15 protein-coding genes are annotated in these 18188 nt (G+C 41.3%); 3 read left to right on the forward strand and 12 right to left on the reverse strand.

Annotated features, from left to right (window positions below):
* Positions 1-7: 7 nt before the first annotated feature.
* The 3 genes from sdhA to sdhC are packed head-to-tail and all read right to left on the reverse strand — an operon-like array spanning position 8 to position 2514.
* On the reverse strand, positions 8-1789 hold the full coding sequence (gene sdhA, locus FR932_RS07665) for a succinate dehydrogenase flavoprotein subunit (RefSeq protein ID WP_019440039.1): 1782 nt from the start codon (positions 1787-1789) through the stop codon (positions 8-10).
* Positions 1790-2134, reverse strand: a complete 345-nt coding sequence (gene sdhD, locus FR932_RS07670; RefSeq protein WP_019440038.1) for a succinate dehydrogenase, hydrophobic membrane anchor protein — start codon at positions 2132-2134, stop codon at positions 1790-1792. It abuts the gene before it with no gap.
* Positions 2128-2514, reverse strand: a complete 387-nt coding sequence (gene sdhC / locus FR932_RS07675; protein ID WP_017222225.1) for a succinate dehydrogenase cytochrome b556 subunit — start codon at positions 2512-2514, stop codon at positions 2128-2130. Before sdhC ends, sdhD begins: the two co-directional genes overlap by 7 nt.
* Positions 2515-2897: 383 nt before the next feature.
* Between sdhC and FR932_RS07680 the strand changes: the two genes are divergently transcribed.
* Positions 2898-4187, forward strand: a complete 1290-nt coding sequence (locus tag FR932_RS07680) for a citrate synthase (RefSeq protein WP_019440037.1) — start codon at positions 2898-2900, stop codon at positions 4185-4187.
* A gap of 151 nt (positions 4188-4338) precedes the next feature.
* Here the strand turns inward: FR932_RS07680 and FR932_RS07685 are convergent, their stop codons facing one another.
* The 5 genes from FR932_RS07685 to FR932_RS07705 form a co-directional block, all read right to left on the reverse strand.
* Positions 4339-7779, reverse strand: a complete 3441-nt coding sequence (locus FR932_RS07685; protein ID WP_019440036.1) for a hybrid sensor histidine kinase/response regulator — start codon at positions 7777-7779, stop codon at positions 4339-4341.
* Between the two features lie 160 nt (positions 7780-7939).
* Entirely contained in the window at positions 7940-8377 is a 438-nt protein-coding gene (locus FR932_RS07690) for a hypothetical protein (protein WP_019440035.1), read from the reverse strand.
* A gap of 4 nt (positions 8378-8381) precedes the next feature.
* On the reverse strand, positions 8382-9044 hold the full coding sequence (locus FR932_RS07695) for a response regulator (RefSeq protein WP_019440034.1): 663 nt from the start codon (positions 9042-9044) through the stop codon (positions 8382-8384).
* Between the two features lie 117 nt (positions 9045-9161).
* Positions 9162-9866 carry an exonuclease domain-containing protein gene (locus FR932_RS07700; protein ID WP_019440033.1) on the reverse strand — a complete coding sequence of 235 codons (705 nt, stop codon included), beginning with the start codon at positions 9864-9866 and terminating at the stop codon, positions 9162-9164.
* Between the two features lie 51 nt (positions 9867-9917).
* Positions 9918-11822, reverse strand: a complete 1905-nt coding sequence (locus FR932_RS07705) for a DUF294 nucleotidyltransferase-like domain-containing protein (RefSeq protein ID WP_019440032.1) — start codon at positions 11820-11822, stop codon at positions 9918-9920.
* A gap of 287 nt (positions 11823-12109) precedes the next feature.
* On the opposite strand from FR932_RS07705, the gene FR932_RS07710 reads away from it, so the two are divergent.
* Together FR932_RS07710 and FR932_RS07715 are read left to right on the forward strand one after the other, a co-directional pair.
* Positions 12110-12361, forward strand: a complete 252-nt coding sequence (locus tag FR932_RS07710) for a DUF4212 domain-containing protein (protein WP_017222232.1) — start codon at positions 12110-12112, stop codon at positions 12359-12361.
* The gene (locus FR932_RS07715) at positions 12362-14098 is read left to right on the forward strand and encodes a sodium:solute symporter family protein (RefSeq protein ID WP_019440031.1); all 1737 of its coding nucleotides are present in this window, start codon (positions 12362-12364) and stop codon (positions 14096-14098) included.
* 179 nt (positions 14099-14277) lie between these two features.
* Here the strand turns inward: FR932_RS07715 and kdsB are convergent, their stop codons facing one another.
* From kdsB to msbA, 4 genes are read right to left on the reverse strand one after another with little or no spacing between them, the layout of a single operon-like run.
* Positions 14278-15045 carry a 3-deoxy-manno-octulosonate cytidylyltransferase gene (gene kdsB / locus FR932_RS07720; RefSeq protein ID WP_019440030.1) on the reverse strand — a complete coding sequence of 256 codons (768 nt, stop codon included), beginning with the start codon at positions 15043-15045 and terminating at the stop codon, positions 14278-14280.
* Positions 15042-15230, reverse strand: coding sequence for a Trm112 family protein (locus tag FR932_RS07725; RefSeq protein WP_019440029.1), 189 nt, complete (start codon positions 15228-15230; stop codon positions 15042-15044). The genes kdsB and FR932_RS07725 overlap by 4 nt, the downstream gene beginning before the upstream one ends.
* Positions 15214-16209, reverse strand: a complete 996-nt coding sequence (gene lpxK, locus FR932_RS07730; RefSeq protein ID WP_019440028.1) for a tetraacyldisaccharide 4'-kinase — start codon at positions 16207-16209, stop codon at positions 15214-15216. Before lpxK ends, FR932_RS07725 begins: the two co-directional genes overlap by 17 nt.
* A gap of 51 nt (positions 16210-16260) precedes the next feature.
* Positions 16261-18036, reverse strand: coding sequence for a lipid A export permease/ATP-binding protein MsbA (gene msbA / locus FR932_RS07735; RefSeq protein ID WP_019440027.1), 1776 nt, complete (start codon positions 18034-18036; stop codon positions 16261-16263).
* Positions 18037-18188 lie beyond the last annotated feature (152 nt).

The raw sequence follows: 18188 nt of genomic DNA on the forward strand, positions 1-18188 counted from the left end.
CTTTTGTTTAGTAAACGCGTGCTTTAGGCACGAAGTGTTTCAACTGTTCTTCAGTCAATAAATTAGGTGATAAGTTCACATCACGCGTAACCATTGTTTCTGATTCAGGCTGATACAGCGAGTGACATAGCCAATTCGCATCATCACGATCTGGATAATCAAAACGACTGTGAGCACCACGGCTTTCTGTACGGAAGTTGGCAGCATGTGCTGTTGCATATGCAGTTTCCATCAAGTTATCCAACTCTAGGCATTCAATACGTTGCGTATTAAATTCTGAAGATGTGTCATCTAGACGTGCATTTTGTAAACGTTTACGGATTGTACGTAACTGCTCAAGGCCTTCAGCCATTGATTCACCTTCACGGAATACCGAGAAGTTAAGTTGCATACATTCTTGTAAATCTTTACGAATTTGCACAGGATCTTCGCCGTCTTGATTATTTTCCCAACGATTAAGACGTTCAAGTGACGCATCAACATTTGCATCAGTTGCTTCTTTAGGCTCTGGGATCTTATCCAGTTCAGTACCTAAGTAGTTACCAGCAGCACGGCCGAAGACAACTAAATCAAGCAATGAGTTACCACCTAAACGGTTTGCACCGTGTACAGATACACAAGCGATTTCACCAACAGCAAATAAACCAGCAACAACTTCCATGTTACCTTCTTCATTACGTGTTAGTACTTCGCCGTTCACATTCGCAGGTAAACCACCCATCATATAATGACAAGTTGGGATTACTGGAATTGGTTCTTTCACTGGATCAACGTGGGCAAATGTACGAGATAACTCACAAATACCAGGTAGACGTGATTCAAGTACTTCTTCACCTAAGTGATCAAGTTTCAATTTAATGTGTGGACCCCAAGGACCATCACACGCACGACCTTCACGGATTTCAGTCATCATTGAACGAGCAACAACGTCACGACCAGCAAGATCTTTTGCGTTAGGCGCATAACGTTCCATGAAACGTTCGCCATCTTTATTTAATAGGTAACCACCTTCACCACGACAACCTTCAGTTACCAGTACACCAGCACCTGCAATACCTGTCGGGTGGAACTGCCACATTTCCATATCTTGAACTGGAATGCCAGCTCGAATAGCCATACCAACACCGTCACCAGTATTAATGTGTGCATTCGTTGTCGAAGAATAGATACGACCTGCACCGCCAGTTGCAAACACTGTCGCTTTCGTTTTGAAGTAGCAAATCTCGCCACTTTCAATATCAATCGCAGTACAACCAGTAATGATACCTTCGTCATTTTTAACGAGGTCTAACGCATACCATTCAGAGAAAACTTTCGTTTCATTCTTTACATTTTGCTGATAAAGAAGGTGAAGTAATGCATGACCGGTACGATCGGCTGCAGCTGCAGTACGAGCCGCCTGTGCGCCACCGTATGCAAGAGACTGACCACCAAACGGACGTTGGTAAATAGTGCCGTTTTCAAATCGAGAGAATGGTAAACCCATATGCTCAAGTTCTAAAATAGCTTCTGGACCTGTTTTACACATAAACTCGATAGCGTCTTGGTCACCGATATAATCAGAACCTTTAACAGTATCGTACATGTGCCATGTCCAATCATCTTCATGTGAATTACCTAAAGCAACGGTAATACCACCTTGAGCAGATACGGTATGTGAACGAGTTGGAAAAACTTTAGATAAAAGTGCACAACTTTTACCTGACTTAGATATTGATAGTGCAGCACGCATACCAGCACCACCGGCGCCAATAACTACTGCATCAAATTCGCGAACTGGAATACTCACTTATAACCCCCAAAGAACAACAAAACCAACAAGCGCATAAATAAATGCAGTGGTTGTTAGAACAAACTGTAATGCACCACGTAAACCAGTTGGTTTAACATAGTCAGTTAATACCTGCCATACACCAATCCACGCATGGATGACGATAGCAACTAGGGTAAGAAGGGTGAATACTTTATTGCCAGTGCTTGCAAAAAAATCAGTCCATACTTGATAAGTAAGGTCATTAAATGCAACGAAACCAACAAAATAAAATGTATAAAGTGCCATGATGATGGCTGTTGCACGGATCATGATAAAATCATGCGTACCACTGCGGCCATAACTTGCTGCGTTAGTTACCATACCATTATCCCCGCTAGGATTGATAAAACAACGGTTGCAACAAAAGATACTTTCGCACTTAATGCACCCGATTCAAGCTCTTCAAAATAACCCATGTCCATCAATAAATGACGGATGCCGCCAGCAATATGATATGCCAGTGCCGTTAGGATTCCCCAAAGAATGAATGTACCAAAGAAACCAGACACAATTTCTTGTGCATTTTGGAAACCTTGTTCAGAAGATAACGATTCTGCTAGTAACCACAACAGGATACCCACAGCAAACAGCATTATTACACCAGAAATACGGTGTAGTATCGATGCGATTGCTGTGATTGGCATGTTTATAGTCTGCAGATCTAAATTTACAGGTCTTTGCTTTTTCACGATATCGCTCACTCAGCTCCATTGAGCATTGTTATTATTATGATACGGATCACAGAATTGTATTATTTTCATAACAAATCCCTTTCAAATGAAAGCCCTTGTTTATTTCTTGTTCAAAATACAAATAAAACAATAATTATAAGTACTTAGACTACATGAACGTAATTAAAACAAGGACTCTTGATCCGTGTATAAGTATACCTATATCACAATTTATTTACAATTATAAAAGGTCATCACGCAACATTTACGTCAGAATTGAAACATAGGTTAACCTTTTAGTGTTTTTTCTTTGATTATTCTGCAACAAAATTGACATTAGTAATTAATCGAGGTAGCTTTAAGCTCGAATTTCATGAAGAAATCTAATTATAAATAAGCAAAGGAGACGTGCTATGGCTAATCAAAAGGCCACGTTAAACCTACCCGGCCAAGAGCCAGTTGAATTTCCAATTTTATCTGGTACAGCTGGTCACGATGTTATCGACATTCGTACCCTAGGTAGTAAAGGATATTTCACCCATGATCCAGGTTTTATGGCAACGTCATCGTGTGAGTCAAAAATCACTTATATCGATGGTGTAGAAGGTATCCTACTACATCGCGGTTACGCTATTGATGATTTAGCATTTAATGCGGATTATTTAGAAGTTTGTTATATTATTCTTTACGGTGATGCACCAACTAAAGAACAATATGAAGCCTTCAAAGCAACAGTACATAAGCATACTATGGTGCACGAGCAATTCGCATCATTCTTCAAAGGTTTCCGTCGTGATTCACACCCGATGTCGATTCTTTGTGGTGTATCTGGCGCACTTGCAGCGTTTTATCACGACTCATTAGACGTTACTAATCAACGTCACCGTGAAATCTCAGCATTCCGTTTGCTATCTAAAATGCCAACGATTGCTGCAATGTGTTACAAGTATTCAATTGGTCAGCCTTTTGTATACCCGGATAACAGCCTTTCATATGCTGGTAACTTCCTTAAAATGATGTTTTCAGTACCATGTGAAGAGTATGTAGTTAACCCTGTTGTTGAAACAGCGATGGATCGTATCTTTACGCTACATGCTGATCATGAACAAAATGCATCGACCTCTACAGTTCGACTTGCTGGTTCATCAGGCGCTAACCCATTTGCATGTATTGCAGCGGGTATTGCTTCACTTTGGGGTCCTGCTCACGGTGGTGCAAATGAAGCGTGTCTAACTATGCTTGAAGAAATCGGTACTGTTGATCGTATTCCAGAGTTTATCGCTCGTGCGAAAGACAAAGATGACCCATTCCGCCTAATGGGCTTTGGTCACCGAGTTTATAAAAACAAAGATCCTCGTGCTACAGTAATGCGTAAGAGCTGTCATGAGGTGCTGAGTGAACTAAACATTGATGATCCACTATTAGATGTAGCAATGGAACTTGAGCGTATTGCGCTTGAAGACCCTTACTTCATCGAGAAGAAACTCTATCCAAATGTAGACTTCTACTCAGGTATCACGTTACGTGCAATTGGTATTCCAGTTTCTATGTTCACGGTTATTTTTGCATTAGGCCGTACTGTAGGTTGGATTGCACATTGGAACGAAATGTTAAGTCAACCTGGACAGAAAATTGGTCGTCCTCGTCAGTTATATACTGGTGAAGCACACCGTCCATTTGAGTCACTAGCTGACCGCGACTAATTCAAACGTTACATTAAACTAATATAGCAAAGGCCTCTGGATTTATTCAGAGGCCTTTTTTTATTGCGCCCATTCCGTCGACAGCTATTACAAGATAACCATCGAGTATTGCTTTACGCCAGCCTAGTTAAAGTAACTTACTCAATAACAATTATCGAATAAACTGGGTTTGTAATGTTTCAGTTAATTGCGCACTCATCATAGCTCTCAACGCGGCTGGCTTAACCAGCTTACGCAATAAGCCTACTTTAGCTGCAGCCGCCTTATCCGCTATTCCGGGCTCAGTCGTAGCCGTGATCAGGATTGCAGGTGTCGTCGGGCTAACCTCTCTTAATTCCTTGATTAACGTCAATCCATCTTCACCATTATCTAATTGATAATCCACTAATAGAATATCGAAATCACATTGTTTAAACAGCGCCTTAGCGCTGGCAATTGAGTTCGCGCCATAAACTTCACAATCCCAACTGCTCATTAGCTCTAACATACCTTCTAAAATAGCTGGATTGTTGTCAATGCACAGTACTGCCGTACCAGTAAGATCGGTCGGAGCAAGTACAGGAGCAGTATTATCTTGCTGTAATGCCGTCGCTTCGCACAGTTGTAGACTAAAGCGACAGCCTCTGCCTTCAATCGAATCAAGTGTCAATTGATGCTGCAGTAATACCGATAAGCTATTACAGATACTTAGTCCCAGCCCTAAACCATCATTAGAACCATTATTATCCTCTAATTGACTAAACTGTTCGAATACCTTGACCTGATTCTTCGCAGCAATACCGGGGCCATTGTCTAATAACTGGATACTTAATTGACCACTTTTACGACGACAACCGAGCAATACACGTCCAGGACTGGCATAGCGAAAAGCATTACCAATTAAATTTTGTAATATGCGACGTAACAGGTGTTTATCGGTATTAACCCAATGCTTCGTTGGCATAATGGTAAAACTCACGCCATACTGCTTAGCTGCTGCAGAAAACTCATTAGCAAGCTGACTAAATAGATCATTTAACGCGAACGTTTCAATATGCGGCTTAATGCTACCGCTTTCTATTCGAGCCACTTCGGCTAAATTAACAATCATTTCATTAGCGACTTTCAATGATAAGTCGATGCTACTTACCTGCCGCTGTTGATTGTCATTTAATGTCGACTGGCTTGCTAACGCAGAGGTAAACAAGCGCGCCGCTTCCAGTGGTTGTAATAAATCATGACTGCAGACTTGTAAGTAATGGCTTTTTTTACTCAATGCTTCATCAGCAACCACCCTCGCCTTCGCTAACTCTTTATTGGCTTTCTCTAGTTTTTTAGTTCGTTCAGCAACCCGAGTCTCAAGATCTTGATTCGCTTCTTTTAGTACCTGCTCAGCTTGTCTAAATGCAGTAATATCCGAAAAAACCATTAAGAACCCACCATCAGGTAATGGGTTTCCTTCAATTCTAATCACCTTGCCGTCTTCACGTAAACGTTCGGAGTTATGTGATTTTCTTAATCGTAGAAAATCCAGACGCTTCTTTACATGCGCTTCAATATCACCACCACCACACAAACCACGCTCAGCATTGAAACGTATAAGCGATTCAACTGGACAGCCCACGCTAAGAATATCATCAGGATAATTAAACAATTCTGCATATTGATTGTTCCAAGCGACCAATTCGAGTTCATCATTGACGATCGAGATCCCGTCTCTGGTATTTTCTATCGCGCTCTTTAGCAAATTTTGACTAAATTCCTGGCGATGACTTGATGCATTACCCACTAAAGTGGCTAGTTCATCTAACGCAAAATCATGTCCATCTAACGCAGAGTTGAGCACTAAGCGTGCGGATGACGACCCCATCACACTGGATAACACTTTTTCGGCATGCTCAAGCCCATAGTCGGATTTTTCCTTGGCGGTATAGCCTAAAGTGATCGCGACTTGCTCAAAGGCCTTAAAACTTTTAGATGCTTTATCATCACCTACAAACTGCGCAGTAAGTAACAATAGTTCATCTACTGATATTGCTTGTCTTTTGGACTTAGCTTTACGCTTACTTTCAACGAGCGATGGCGGTAACTGCCGTTTTAAGAACAACGCCCCTTGGATCCGTTCTTGTATACTGGTCCTCGTTAGGAGTGATATCAAGATCATCGCGACAATATTAATTGTCAAACAGAGTAAATTGATCGCGGTTGAGCTGGCAAACAAAGTACCTTGTAGTGGTCCTTGATAGAAGCCTAACTGTGGTAAAAAATTAAGCAAAGTCCATAATGAAAAGCCTAAACTGATACCAGTAAACACCCCTTTCAATGTTGCTCGTCGCCAATAAAAAGCAGCCACTAAAGCAGGCGTAAGTTGTGCTAATGCACCTAATGCTGTAGCCCCTAAGCTGGCCAAAGCAGTCGGAGGAATAAACAAAAACACCAAATAACTCAGGAAAATAACAAACAGCACTAATACTTTGCGAATGCTAAGCAGCTTTAATCTAAACGCATTATACTGGGTTGGATGCTTATTTTTCTTAAACAAGAATGGAAAAACAATTTCATTACTGAGCATGGTACACAAGGCAATTGTGGATACGATCACCATAGAACTCGCCGCTGAAATAGCACCTAAAAATGCAAACAAAGTTAACCACGTTTGGTCTTGATACCAAGGTAGCACCAACACATACATGTCCGCAGGTACACTATTACCAAGCAACAAGTAACCCGCAAGCCCCAGTGGCGCAGAAAAAAATGCAAACACCAGTAAATATAACGGGAATATACGGCGACTCAGCCAAGCATCCTGCTCATCACGCAGCTCGACAATCATGACGTGGAATTGCCTTGGTAATACAAAGAAGGCTGCCATCACAATAATAATCATGCCAAACATGGCACTGAAATCAGGAAATTGTAAGGCACTTTCTAAGTCAGTATTCGCACTGGCTTGTTGCCAGATATCCTGTGGTGAATCAAAAACAACATAACAAATAAAAATACCGACACTAGCAAAAGCAATAATTTTAACCACAGCCTCAAACGCGATGGCGAGCATAATACCCGGATGACGCTCTGTAACGTCAATATTACGAATACCAAATAAAATACTGAAACCGGCCAATACAAAACTGGTGACTAAACCCAGCTGCCATGGCATAAAATCTTGTTGGATTTGTAATTGTTGGAAGGAATAGACAATCGCTTTAATTTGTAAGGCGATATAAGGCATAGTCCCCAGTAACGAAACCATGGTCACCAAAATAGCTAATGCATGGGATTTACCAAAACGAGCAGCAAGCAAATCGGCGATAGAGGTTAAATTGAAGTTAATACTGGTTTGAATAATGCGTTGTAAAAACGGCCATGCAAAAACAAGTAATAAGATTGGACCTAGATAAATAGGTAAATATGAATAAACATTTTTCGCAGCTTGTCCTGTCGTACCAAGAAAGCTCCATGAAGTACAATAAACAGACACAGCAAATGCATAGATTAACGCCTGCCGCTTTCCTTGAATAAGATGCCGATATTTATCACCCAAGTAAGCAATTAAAAATAACAACACGATATAAAAAAAACTTAATAGCATTAACTGCCAATTTTCAAACATACCTAACCTACTAACAACTATTGAAATACGACTAACGTTGAGTGAATGACTATTCAACAACGATAATATCAATAACCAAGCTACTTTAAGATCGACAAACGACGCAGTAAGGAAGGATTATAAAAATAGCTTGGTAAACACGATACAACCTAGCAAGAAACTACAGCAAGGTTTCAAATTCACTAATGTAATTTCCACCTTTAATGGATGCGATCAACCTGAGTTTATAGCTTGTAGTATTATTGCTCGTCGCTAACGATCGCAATGGTGTTTGTGCTTGCCAGTAGTAATTACTTTGTACTTGAGTCAAAGGATATGCTGTCGCATTATCATTACTATCAACCAAAAATAACACCGCGTCATCGAGTGGAAAAGTAGCGTTGATTACCGTTGAACCAGCCTTGTCAAATACGTTAACCTTAAAGTCACCGCTTATCAATACGCATTCACCTGCCAATACCGCACAAGAAGATTCAGGTACTAAGGTAATTAATTTAGTTTTATCGGCATCATTCTCTATAAAATAATCCGATGCAATATAGCCGAGTACGGCTAATAATGGCGCGACAAGTACCGCCACTTTAGTATGCTTATTCATCAATTTAATCCTTTAAATTTTCGCTGTAATCGGCGACATCGAGTTGCCCCAGCATCATTGCAGCTTGTGTTCTGTTGCGTACATTCAATTTTCGAAAAATAGCACTGGCGTGGGCTTTAACCGTCGCTTCTGCAACGCAAAGTTTGTCACCAATTTGCTTGTTGAGTAGACCTTCAGAAAACATCATTAAAATGCGATATTCCTGCACCGTTAACTTAGCTATCGCTTCATCTGCCACATGACTCACTTCTTCTTGTACTTTTTCAAACGTACCCGGAACCCATAATTGCCCTGACAGTACCTGAGTAATGGCGGTGATGATTGTTGGTACCGATTCCGATTTAGGCACAAACCCAGATGCGCCGTGCTGCATCGCTTTAGCAATAATCGTTTCATCGCTATAGGCTGAAATAACCACAACTGGTATATCCGGATATTGCTTGCGTATACGGATCAAATGGTCAAAGCCATGCGCACCTGGAATATTCAGGTCTAATAATAAAAGATCAGCATCGACATTTTGAGCTAAACATTCACTGATCGATTCAACCGTTTCAGCTTCAAGCCACTGTGTGGTGTTAAATTGTTCTTTTAAGGCGATCAACAATGCTTGTCGAAAAAGGGGGTGATCATCCGCTATGATGATTTTTTCAGGCATTACGTGCATACTCATCCATGTATCACTACAAATAATTAACCTCCACTATACATGACAGCCTGTTACCAAACTGTGACCAAGTTAACTTGCTGCGCTCGTAGTATTTGACTTAACTCGTCCAAGCCACTAACTGAAAGCACTTGTGATCAAAGACTTAAGCTTGGTATCCCCCTGCAATTCTGAATGCTGAACTTTAGCCATAAACAATTCTGCCGTAGCGATAGCATCATTTAAGGCATTGTGTGCTGGATAATGCGGTAATCCATACTCACTGCGTAAATTAGTTAAATGTAACGTCGATGGCGCATAAGCTTGACTGCATCTGTCGTGGCGTTTTTTTGCTAACGCTAATGTATCAATAATAGGAAATATTGGCGCCATACCATAAAGTTTGATGCATGCTTGTTCGAGAAAGTTTTTTTCAATCTGCGCATAATGTACCAACATTGTTTTTCCTGCCAATGCCGTTAATAAGTCTTCGACTACGCTTGCTAATGGTCTGCCGCTGGCTTTCTCTTGATCAGTAATAGTATGGATCGTGACATTGTCACCGTCTAGTTCGCAGTGAGCCGCAACAATTTGATGATAACAACTATCTAACCTAATTTGGTTATCCGCCAACGCAACGTACCCGATACTCAAAATATTATCCTGCTTCGCATTCAAGCCTGTCGTTTCAAAATCAACGGCTAAAATATCACTGGCCATGATAGGCTGATCAAGATCGATAATAGGCACACTTAAGTACTCTTTTAGCGCGCCTTCAGGCGCCTTCGCCAACAAGCGTTTACGCTGTGTCTCTAAACTAAAAAACGATTGTATTATATTCATAATATGTCCTTATTCGATCTGCCTACAGTCACAGCAATAACCTGCTAACATCTATACCATTTGACGATAGTTTTGCATGGCTTTAATGACTTTAAATGCATCCTTTAAATGTTCACGCTCCAGACGGGATATCTCTTTTGGTAACAAATAACTATCCGCCTCTTCACCATTCGTTAATTGCTTAGCTTGATGTTCCACGCGTAACATCCCCAGCAACTCAAATGCATCAATCAAATTAGCAGATTCAGTTCGACTCAATGATGGCGTTCCCGCTGCAAGCCTTAAACGCATGATGGTATTTACATCTTCAATGCCTTCAGCAAGCGCATAAATGCGTGCAAGGTTAATAATCGGCGCTAAACCGTTATGCTTAAGATCCAAGCCTTTCTTATTCTTGCCATCATGAATGAGTACAAAATCACGAAAAAATCCCAAAGGTGGTTTCTGCAATAATGCATTGCGCGATAGATGTGCTTGAAATAACGTGTTTTGTTGGGTTTGTTGTAGCATATTACGACGTACATCTTGTAACAACTGAATGTCACCATGCACAGTGGCTAAATCGAAAAACACGCTGCTATTGAGTAATGCTTGCGGATCAGGTTTTATCACCCAATCATTGAAATAGCTTTGCCAAACGCGTTTTTTCTGCCGCCACTGAGGATTAGTTGCCATGATATTACCTGGGCAATAAATATAACCACAGGCCGCTAAACCATCACAAATAAAATGTGCGAAAGCCTCAAACCATGCTTCTTGCTGTGGTGTTGCACTATCATCAATAATCAGCGCGTTATCCTGGTCGGAATAAACTAACTGCTCCTGTCTTGCTTGTGAACCTGCGCATAGCCACGCATAACCAACCGGAGCGCTACCTAACTTTAACTCAGCCAATTCAATTAACCGTATAGTAAATGCCATCGTCAGTGCACTGATATTTTTACCTAAATAATCAGCACTGGCTCCCAGTTTAGCCATGCTCACTTGAAGTTTAGGTAACATCGAACTCAATTCAACCAAGGCCTCAACAGAACTGGCTTTATGGATCACAGAACTTAAATTAACCGCATGGTGGCCCTGTTGATTCATTAAATCCGTCGCAGTTAACATGCCAATCAGAGTACCATGTTTCGTCACGGGGAGATGATGTATACGCTGACTGATCATGAGCGCTAACGCATCATGCCCGCAAAGATTGATGTCAATCGTCGCCATATTAGCCGTCATAATATCAGTCACGGTTTGTTGAGTATTTAATCCTTCAGCAACACAGCGTCGCCTAATATCCTTATCAGTGACAATACCGACAGGCTGTTTATTCGCCATGATAACAAGGCAAGATACGCCTTTTTCAGTCATGTATTTAGCCGCATCTTGAATACTGGCCTGTGTTGTTATCGTAATAGCAGGACTATTGTAATAATCTGTTATGGGTGCATTCGTTAAACTCGAGGCGATTAATGCCGATTCAGTTATCGCACCCATGGTGTTTTTTAGTCGCTGTGGCGCAGTTTGTAATAAAAACTGTAATGCTTTCGGGTGTTCACTCAATAGCACTTTCAATTCATTAAAATCAATTGCATACAGTAAACAATCTTCTTCAGCGCGTAAACCTACCGGGGCTTGTTCGCGACTAGGGGCTGGTTTTTCATTGTGTAATTCACTACATATCTCGCCACATAAGACAGTGCACAAATCACCTTCTGAAAATTTACCCTGTAACTCCCCCGCGTTATCGTAATAAGCAAGCACGCCCTTTTTGACAATGTACAGTAATACCTGTTTCTCTTGAGGTTCCTTCTTATGGTCATTCTTATACTCATTGAACAAGGTTTCATTACGGTAATAACCGATAGAAGTACGCATGGCAATAAGATGGCAATCTTCAACATTTAACAAGTTAAAGGGCGGAATGACTTTAATAAAATCAACAATATCATTTAGCGCTGCATTCATAGGTTCATTCCGCCTCTTACTATCTGTATCTGTATTTGCATTCGTAAATGCAATTACAATTAATGTGTACGTTAAGTTTTAACCCTATACCTCTAAATCGTCAACATCCCAAAATAATATATAGACGAAAGTTGTATAGGGTTATTTTTTAAAGGTTGCTAAATTTACAACATGCTAGTGCGAACACTGACGATTTGTCATTCAAGTTAAGGACAACTGATTCAAGTGATCGATAACTATCTAATTTTACATATGAAGATTTAATCGTTTTTTTTGGGAGAAAGGATATGGAACAAGAAAACGCCTATTGGCAAACCAATATACGACTCATACTAACCTGTCTAGTAATTTGGTTTGTGGTGTCTTTTGGCTGTGGCATTTTATTCGTCGAGCAATTAAATGAATTTAGACTCGGTGGATACAAGCTTGGTTTCTGGTTCGCGCAACAAGGGTCAATTTATACCTTCGTTGGTTTAGTTTTTTGGTATGCCGTACAGATGAATAAACTGGACAAAAAACACAATGTTGAGGAAGAATAAATGACCGAATTAAAACTCTATACTTACATCGCCGTATTTGGATCATTCACCCTCTACTTTGCCATTGCTTGGTTTGCTCGCGCTAAGACAACCAGCGACTTCTATGCAGCCGGAGGTGGTATTAGCCCATTACAAAATGGTATGGCAATCGGCGCAGATTGGATGAGTGCCGCGTCGTTCTTATCAATGGCTGGTCTTATTGCCTTTCTTGGTTATGGTGGTTCAGTATTTTTAATGGGTTGGACAGGTGGTTTTGTGCTGCTAGCGACCTTACTTGCGCCTTACATGCGCAAACACGGTAAGTTTACCGTCCCAGAATTCATTGCCGATCGTTATGACTCTAAAACAGCCCGTATTGTTGCGATTGTGTGCTTAATCGTGGCGTCAGTTACCTATATCATCGGCCAAATGAAAGGTGTTGGTGTTGCTTTCTCTCGATTCTTAGAAGTTGATTATGACTTAGGTTTAGGCATAGGCATGGTTGTGGTATGGGTTTATGCTGTATTAGGTGGCATGAAAGGTATTACTTATACGCAAATCGCGCAATATTGTGTACTTATTTTTGCTTATACTATTCCTGCGGTATTTATTTCATTACAACTCACAGGTAATCCAATACCACAACTTGGTTTGGGTAGTACCCTTGCAGACGGAAGTGGTGTTTATCTACTTGATAAAATCGATATGGTTGTCACCGACCTTGGCTTTAACCAATACACCACTGATAATATGGGCGGCACATTAAACATGTTCGCGTATACCTTATCATTAATGATTGGTACTGCTGGTTTACCACACGTGATCATGCGTTTCTTTACCGTTCCAACAGTAAAAGATGCACGAGCATCAGCTGGTTACGCATTAGTATTTATTGCTTTACTTTACACTGTCGCACCAGCGGTTGGCGCAATGGCTCGCTTCAATCTTATCAATACGATTGAGCCATCAGCAGGCCAACAACTTGAATATGATAAACGTCCACAATGGTTTAAAGATTGGGAAGGCACTGGTCTATTAAAATTTGAAGATAAAAATGGCGATGGCAAAATTAATTATGTTGCAGACCCTGTTAAAAATGAAATGGTTAAAGTAGACCGTGACATCATGGTATTAGCGAACCCTGCTATTGCAAACCTACCAAACTGGGTGATTGCATTAGTGGCCGCTGGTGGTCTAGCTGCTGCGCTCTCAACTGCCGCAGGTTTACTACTGGCCATTTCATCTGCTATTTCGCATGATTTAATGAAAGGAATACTAACACCAAACATGACCGAAAAAGCCGAACTAAAAGCAGGCCGTATCGTCATGACTATTTCTATTATCATCGCTGGCTACCTTGGTTTAAATCCGCCTGGATTCGCCGCAGGTACCGTTGCCCTCGCCTTTGGTTTAGCAGGTTCATCGCTATTCCCAGCGTTAATGATGGGTATTTTTTCTAAGAAAATTAATGGTACAGCTGCCGTATCAGGTATGTGTGCAGGTTTAGGTATCACTATGCTGTATGTATTCCAACATAAAGGCATCATGTTTATCCCAGGTACTTCGTTCCTAGGTGGTATGGAAGAAAATTGGTTCTTTGGTATTTCACCTAATGCATTTGGTTCTGTCGGTGCAATCGTTAACTTTACCGTGGCATTTGTTGTCACTAAAGTAACTGGCGATGCGCCACTACATATCCAACAGCTCGTTGAAAACTTACGCTTCCCACGTGGTGCAGGTGCAGCAGCCGACCATTAATGACCACAATAGCGCGATTGAAATAATCCAATCGCGCTATTTATACAGTCAATAAGGTTATTGACTGTAAGGACATTGTAAGTAAATCGAAGATAATAAAAATGCCGTTCATCAATTGATGAACGGCATTTTTGTATTTACAATTTATACATTTATGACTGCGCTGTATTAACGATCACTTACTCGCTGCATTGCGCACTAACAATATCGCGTACCACAACCAAATCTTCCGGAGTATCTACACCAGCTGCAGGTGCTTCAAGCGCTTCTTCTACATGAATCTTTTCACCATGCCAAAGTACGCGCAGTTGCTCTAGTGACTCAATCTGTTCAAGTTCAGTTTCTTGCCACTGAACATAATCACGAATAAAACCAGCGCGGTATGCATAGATACCAATATGACGTTGGTAAACAGGTTTAATGTCGGTCACTGGTTCGTGCATAAAGTTATCACGGTGATATGGAATCGGTGCACGACTAAAATACAAAGCATAACCCTGCTTATCCGTCACCACTTTAACCGCATTCGGGTTAAAGACCTCTTCCACATCGGTAATAGCAACAGACAATGTCGCCATACGCGCTATACTTTGCTTACCCAGATTTGTTGCAACTTGCTCAATAATACGTGGGGGAATCAATGGCTCATCGCCTTGAACATTCACGATGATATCATTATCATTAAAACCGAGCTTGCTGCACACTTCAGCGAGGCGTTCTGTTCCCGAATTATGATCAGGAGAAGTCATACAGACTTCATAACCTAATGCGACTACTGCTTGCTCAATACGCACATCATCGGTAGCAATAACAACGCGCGACGCACCACTTTGCAAGGCTTGCTCAGCGACACGCTGGATCATTGTTTTACCACAAATATCAACTAACGGTTTACCGGGTAACCGGCTTGACTGATAGCGTGATGGGATAATGACAATGAAACTCATTTTGCTAATTCTTCAGATGTTAACTGACGCGCTTTAGCTTGCAATAATACTGGGATACCTTCAGTAATAGGATAAGCAAGACGGTCAGCATTACAAATAAGTTCATTGTTGCTTTTGTCGAAATTCAATTTACCTTTACAAACAGGGCAAGCAATAATTTCAAGTAAGTTATGATCCAAAGTCATGGTTTAGTTCCTTTAATTTTAATAATAACAGCGGTAAAAAATCGCTATCTAAACTTGCGTTTACCGGTAAGTAATACCAATTATCCTGAGCGAAAGACTGACATTTAACAGCATCTTTTTCAGTCATGATAACGGTGCGCCCCGCTGCAAACTGAGTAATATCAGTAGCAGTGAAAGCATGATGATCGGGAAATGAAAGCTGCTCTTCAATCACATAATCGTGTTTTTCTAAGGTGTTATAAAAGCGCTGTGGATTACCAATGCCAGCAATAGCAACATTGGCACCAGATCCAACACCTGGCGCAGCAGCATCATTATTACTGACTTTACGTAACGGCGCTGCCACCAAACGCATATTTGCCTCGCCAGTTAAACCGTTACCACCATTACAAATAACAAAGTCGGCGGTTTTTAGACGCCAAGCACCTTCACGTAACGGTCCCATCGGTAATAAGTGACCATTGCCAAGACGGCGTTTACCATCAATAACAATCAGTTCTATATCACGTTGCATTGCATAATGTTGTAAACCATCATCAGTGATAATCACGTCAACATCAAAGTGTGCTAATAAATGCGCCGCTGCAGCAGTGCGTACAGGGCTAATAACAAGTGGGCATTGCGTGCGTTTATGTAACATAAACGGTTCGTCACCACTGTGTTCGACAGGCGAATCGTGATTAACAATATAGGGATATTTTGGTGCTTTCGAGCCATAACCTCGGCTGATAATCCCCGGTTTGTAACCAGCGGCCGTAAGCTGTTCACACAAGTAAACGACCAAAGGTGTTTTACCTGTGCCACCCACTGTAATGTTACCGACAACGATAGTCGGCACAGCAGGTTTAATACTGGCTTTAATGCCCAGCTCAAATAGCTTACGGCGACTGCATGTAATGGCAGCAAACGTCACACTTAATGGCGCCAGCAACCACTTTGACCAGTGGTTACCATACCAAACATCCTCTTCAATTTTCACACTCGCTCCTGTTATTCACACCGGTTCCTATGTTTCACACCTAACGCGCGCTTAGCCGCCAAGTTGTAAACGGTGTAATTGTGCGTAATGCTCGCCTTTTGCAAGGAGTTCGGTGTGCGAACCACTTTCAATGATAGAACCGGCTTCAAGCACCAAGATACGGTCGGCAGCTTCGATCGTGGTTAAACGATGGGCAATCACTAACGAGGTTCGGTCTTTTTGTAATGTCTCTAGCGCTTGCTGTACTTTTTTCTCAGATTCAGCATCTAATGCCGAGGTTGCTTCATCAAGAATCAAAATAGGGGCATCTTGTAATAGCGCACGTGCAATCGCGATTCGCTGGCGTTGACCACCCGAGAGCATCGCGCCATTTTCACCAACCATGGTATCAAAGCCATTTTCAAAACCTTCGATGAACTCTAGCGCATTCGCTTTAGTTGCGGCTTCAATAATCTCTTCGCGCGTCACTTCATTGATACGACCATAAGCGATGTTTGCAGCAACCGAGTCATTAAATAAATGTACATTTTGCGAGACTAAGGCAATCTGGTTACGTAACGATTTCAATTCATAATCATGAAGAGGTCTATCATCAATACTAATCTCGCCCTTTTCTATTTCATAAAAACGCGTAATCAAACTAGCCAATGTTGATTTACCACTGCCAGAACGACCAACAAGCGCAATCATCTCGCCCGGTTGTGCGGTAAAATTCATATTCTCAATCAAGCGTGCACTCGCAGTTGGATACGTGAAGTCAACATTCGAGAAAGTTATTTTACCTGCAACACGTTCCGGTACATACGTGCCCTTATTTTTCTCGGCTTCTAGATCAAGAATATCAAATAAGCTATTACATGCTGAAATTGCTTTTTGGACTTCAGAGTTTACATTAGTAATGTCACGTAATGGACGTAATAACGCCATCATCGAACCAACAATCGCCACGAATTTACCCGGGGTAAGTTCCGCGCGAATAGAATCAAAAGAGGCGAGATATAACACGACACCAAGTGCGAATGATGCAACAATCTGTACTAACGCATTACTCGCGGCACTCGTTGTTGCCATTTTCATTTGTTGTTGGCGAATATGATTACTCACAGTACCAAAACGCTGACGTTCTGTGTCATGCCCTGCAGACATTAATACGTCTTTATGACCATGTAACATTTGTTGGGCTGTTGATGACACATTACCCATAGCTTGCTGTAAGCGGCGACTTATCACACGAAAACGACGACTCACAGAGCCGATAATGATACCAACTAATGGTGCAATAAATAATAACACCAGAGATAACTGCCAGCTCTGATAGAACATCCAAATAAGCAAACCAAGAATAAACGCACCACTGCGGAATACATTCACGATAGTTTTAGATGCTGCGCCTGACACTTGTGTTGAGTCATAGATAATTTTTGATACTAATTCACCCGATGGCGTTTTATCAAAAAAGCTCACAGGTAAGTGCATAAGATGATCAAATAGCTGACGCTGTAAACGCATGACGACAGTATTACCGGCTTTCGCCATGCAATAACTTGAACCAAACGAAGCTAAACCACGTAAAGTTACCATGCCAACCACAAACAATGGCATCCATTTCAAGAATGCTGACGTTTCAGCATTAAAGCCATCATCGACAATCGGCTGGAGAATATTAAGTAAAGTTGCATCGACAATGCCGTAACCCAGCATAGCGAGGACACCAAGGCCTAAAGTAGTTTTTAAGTCGAGAACATATATAGAAAATCGCTTGACCGTCTGCCAAGCTGTACGTTGTTGATCCATGAAAACTGTCTTGTTATTGAGATAGGTGGTCATTTTAAACCTAGGTTAGGTAAAACTCCAAACTTTCCAGGCTCAGAACCTCATAATAACTGTTTTTTAACCACATTAACGCAAAAGGGCTGACCCAAATGGACCAACCCTTTACACAATTACGCGTTAACCGCTTTCATTAATAGCCTTAATCG

Source organism: Moritella marina ATCC 15381, assembly GCF_008931805.1.
Lineage (GTDB): Bacteria > Pseudomonadota > Gammaproteobacteria > Enterobacterales > Moritellaceae > Moritella > Moritella marina.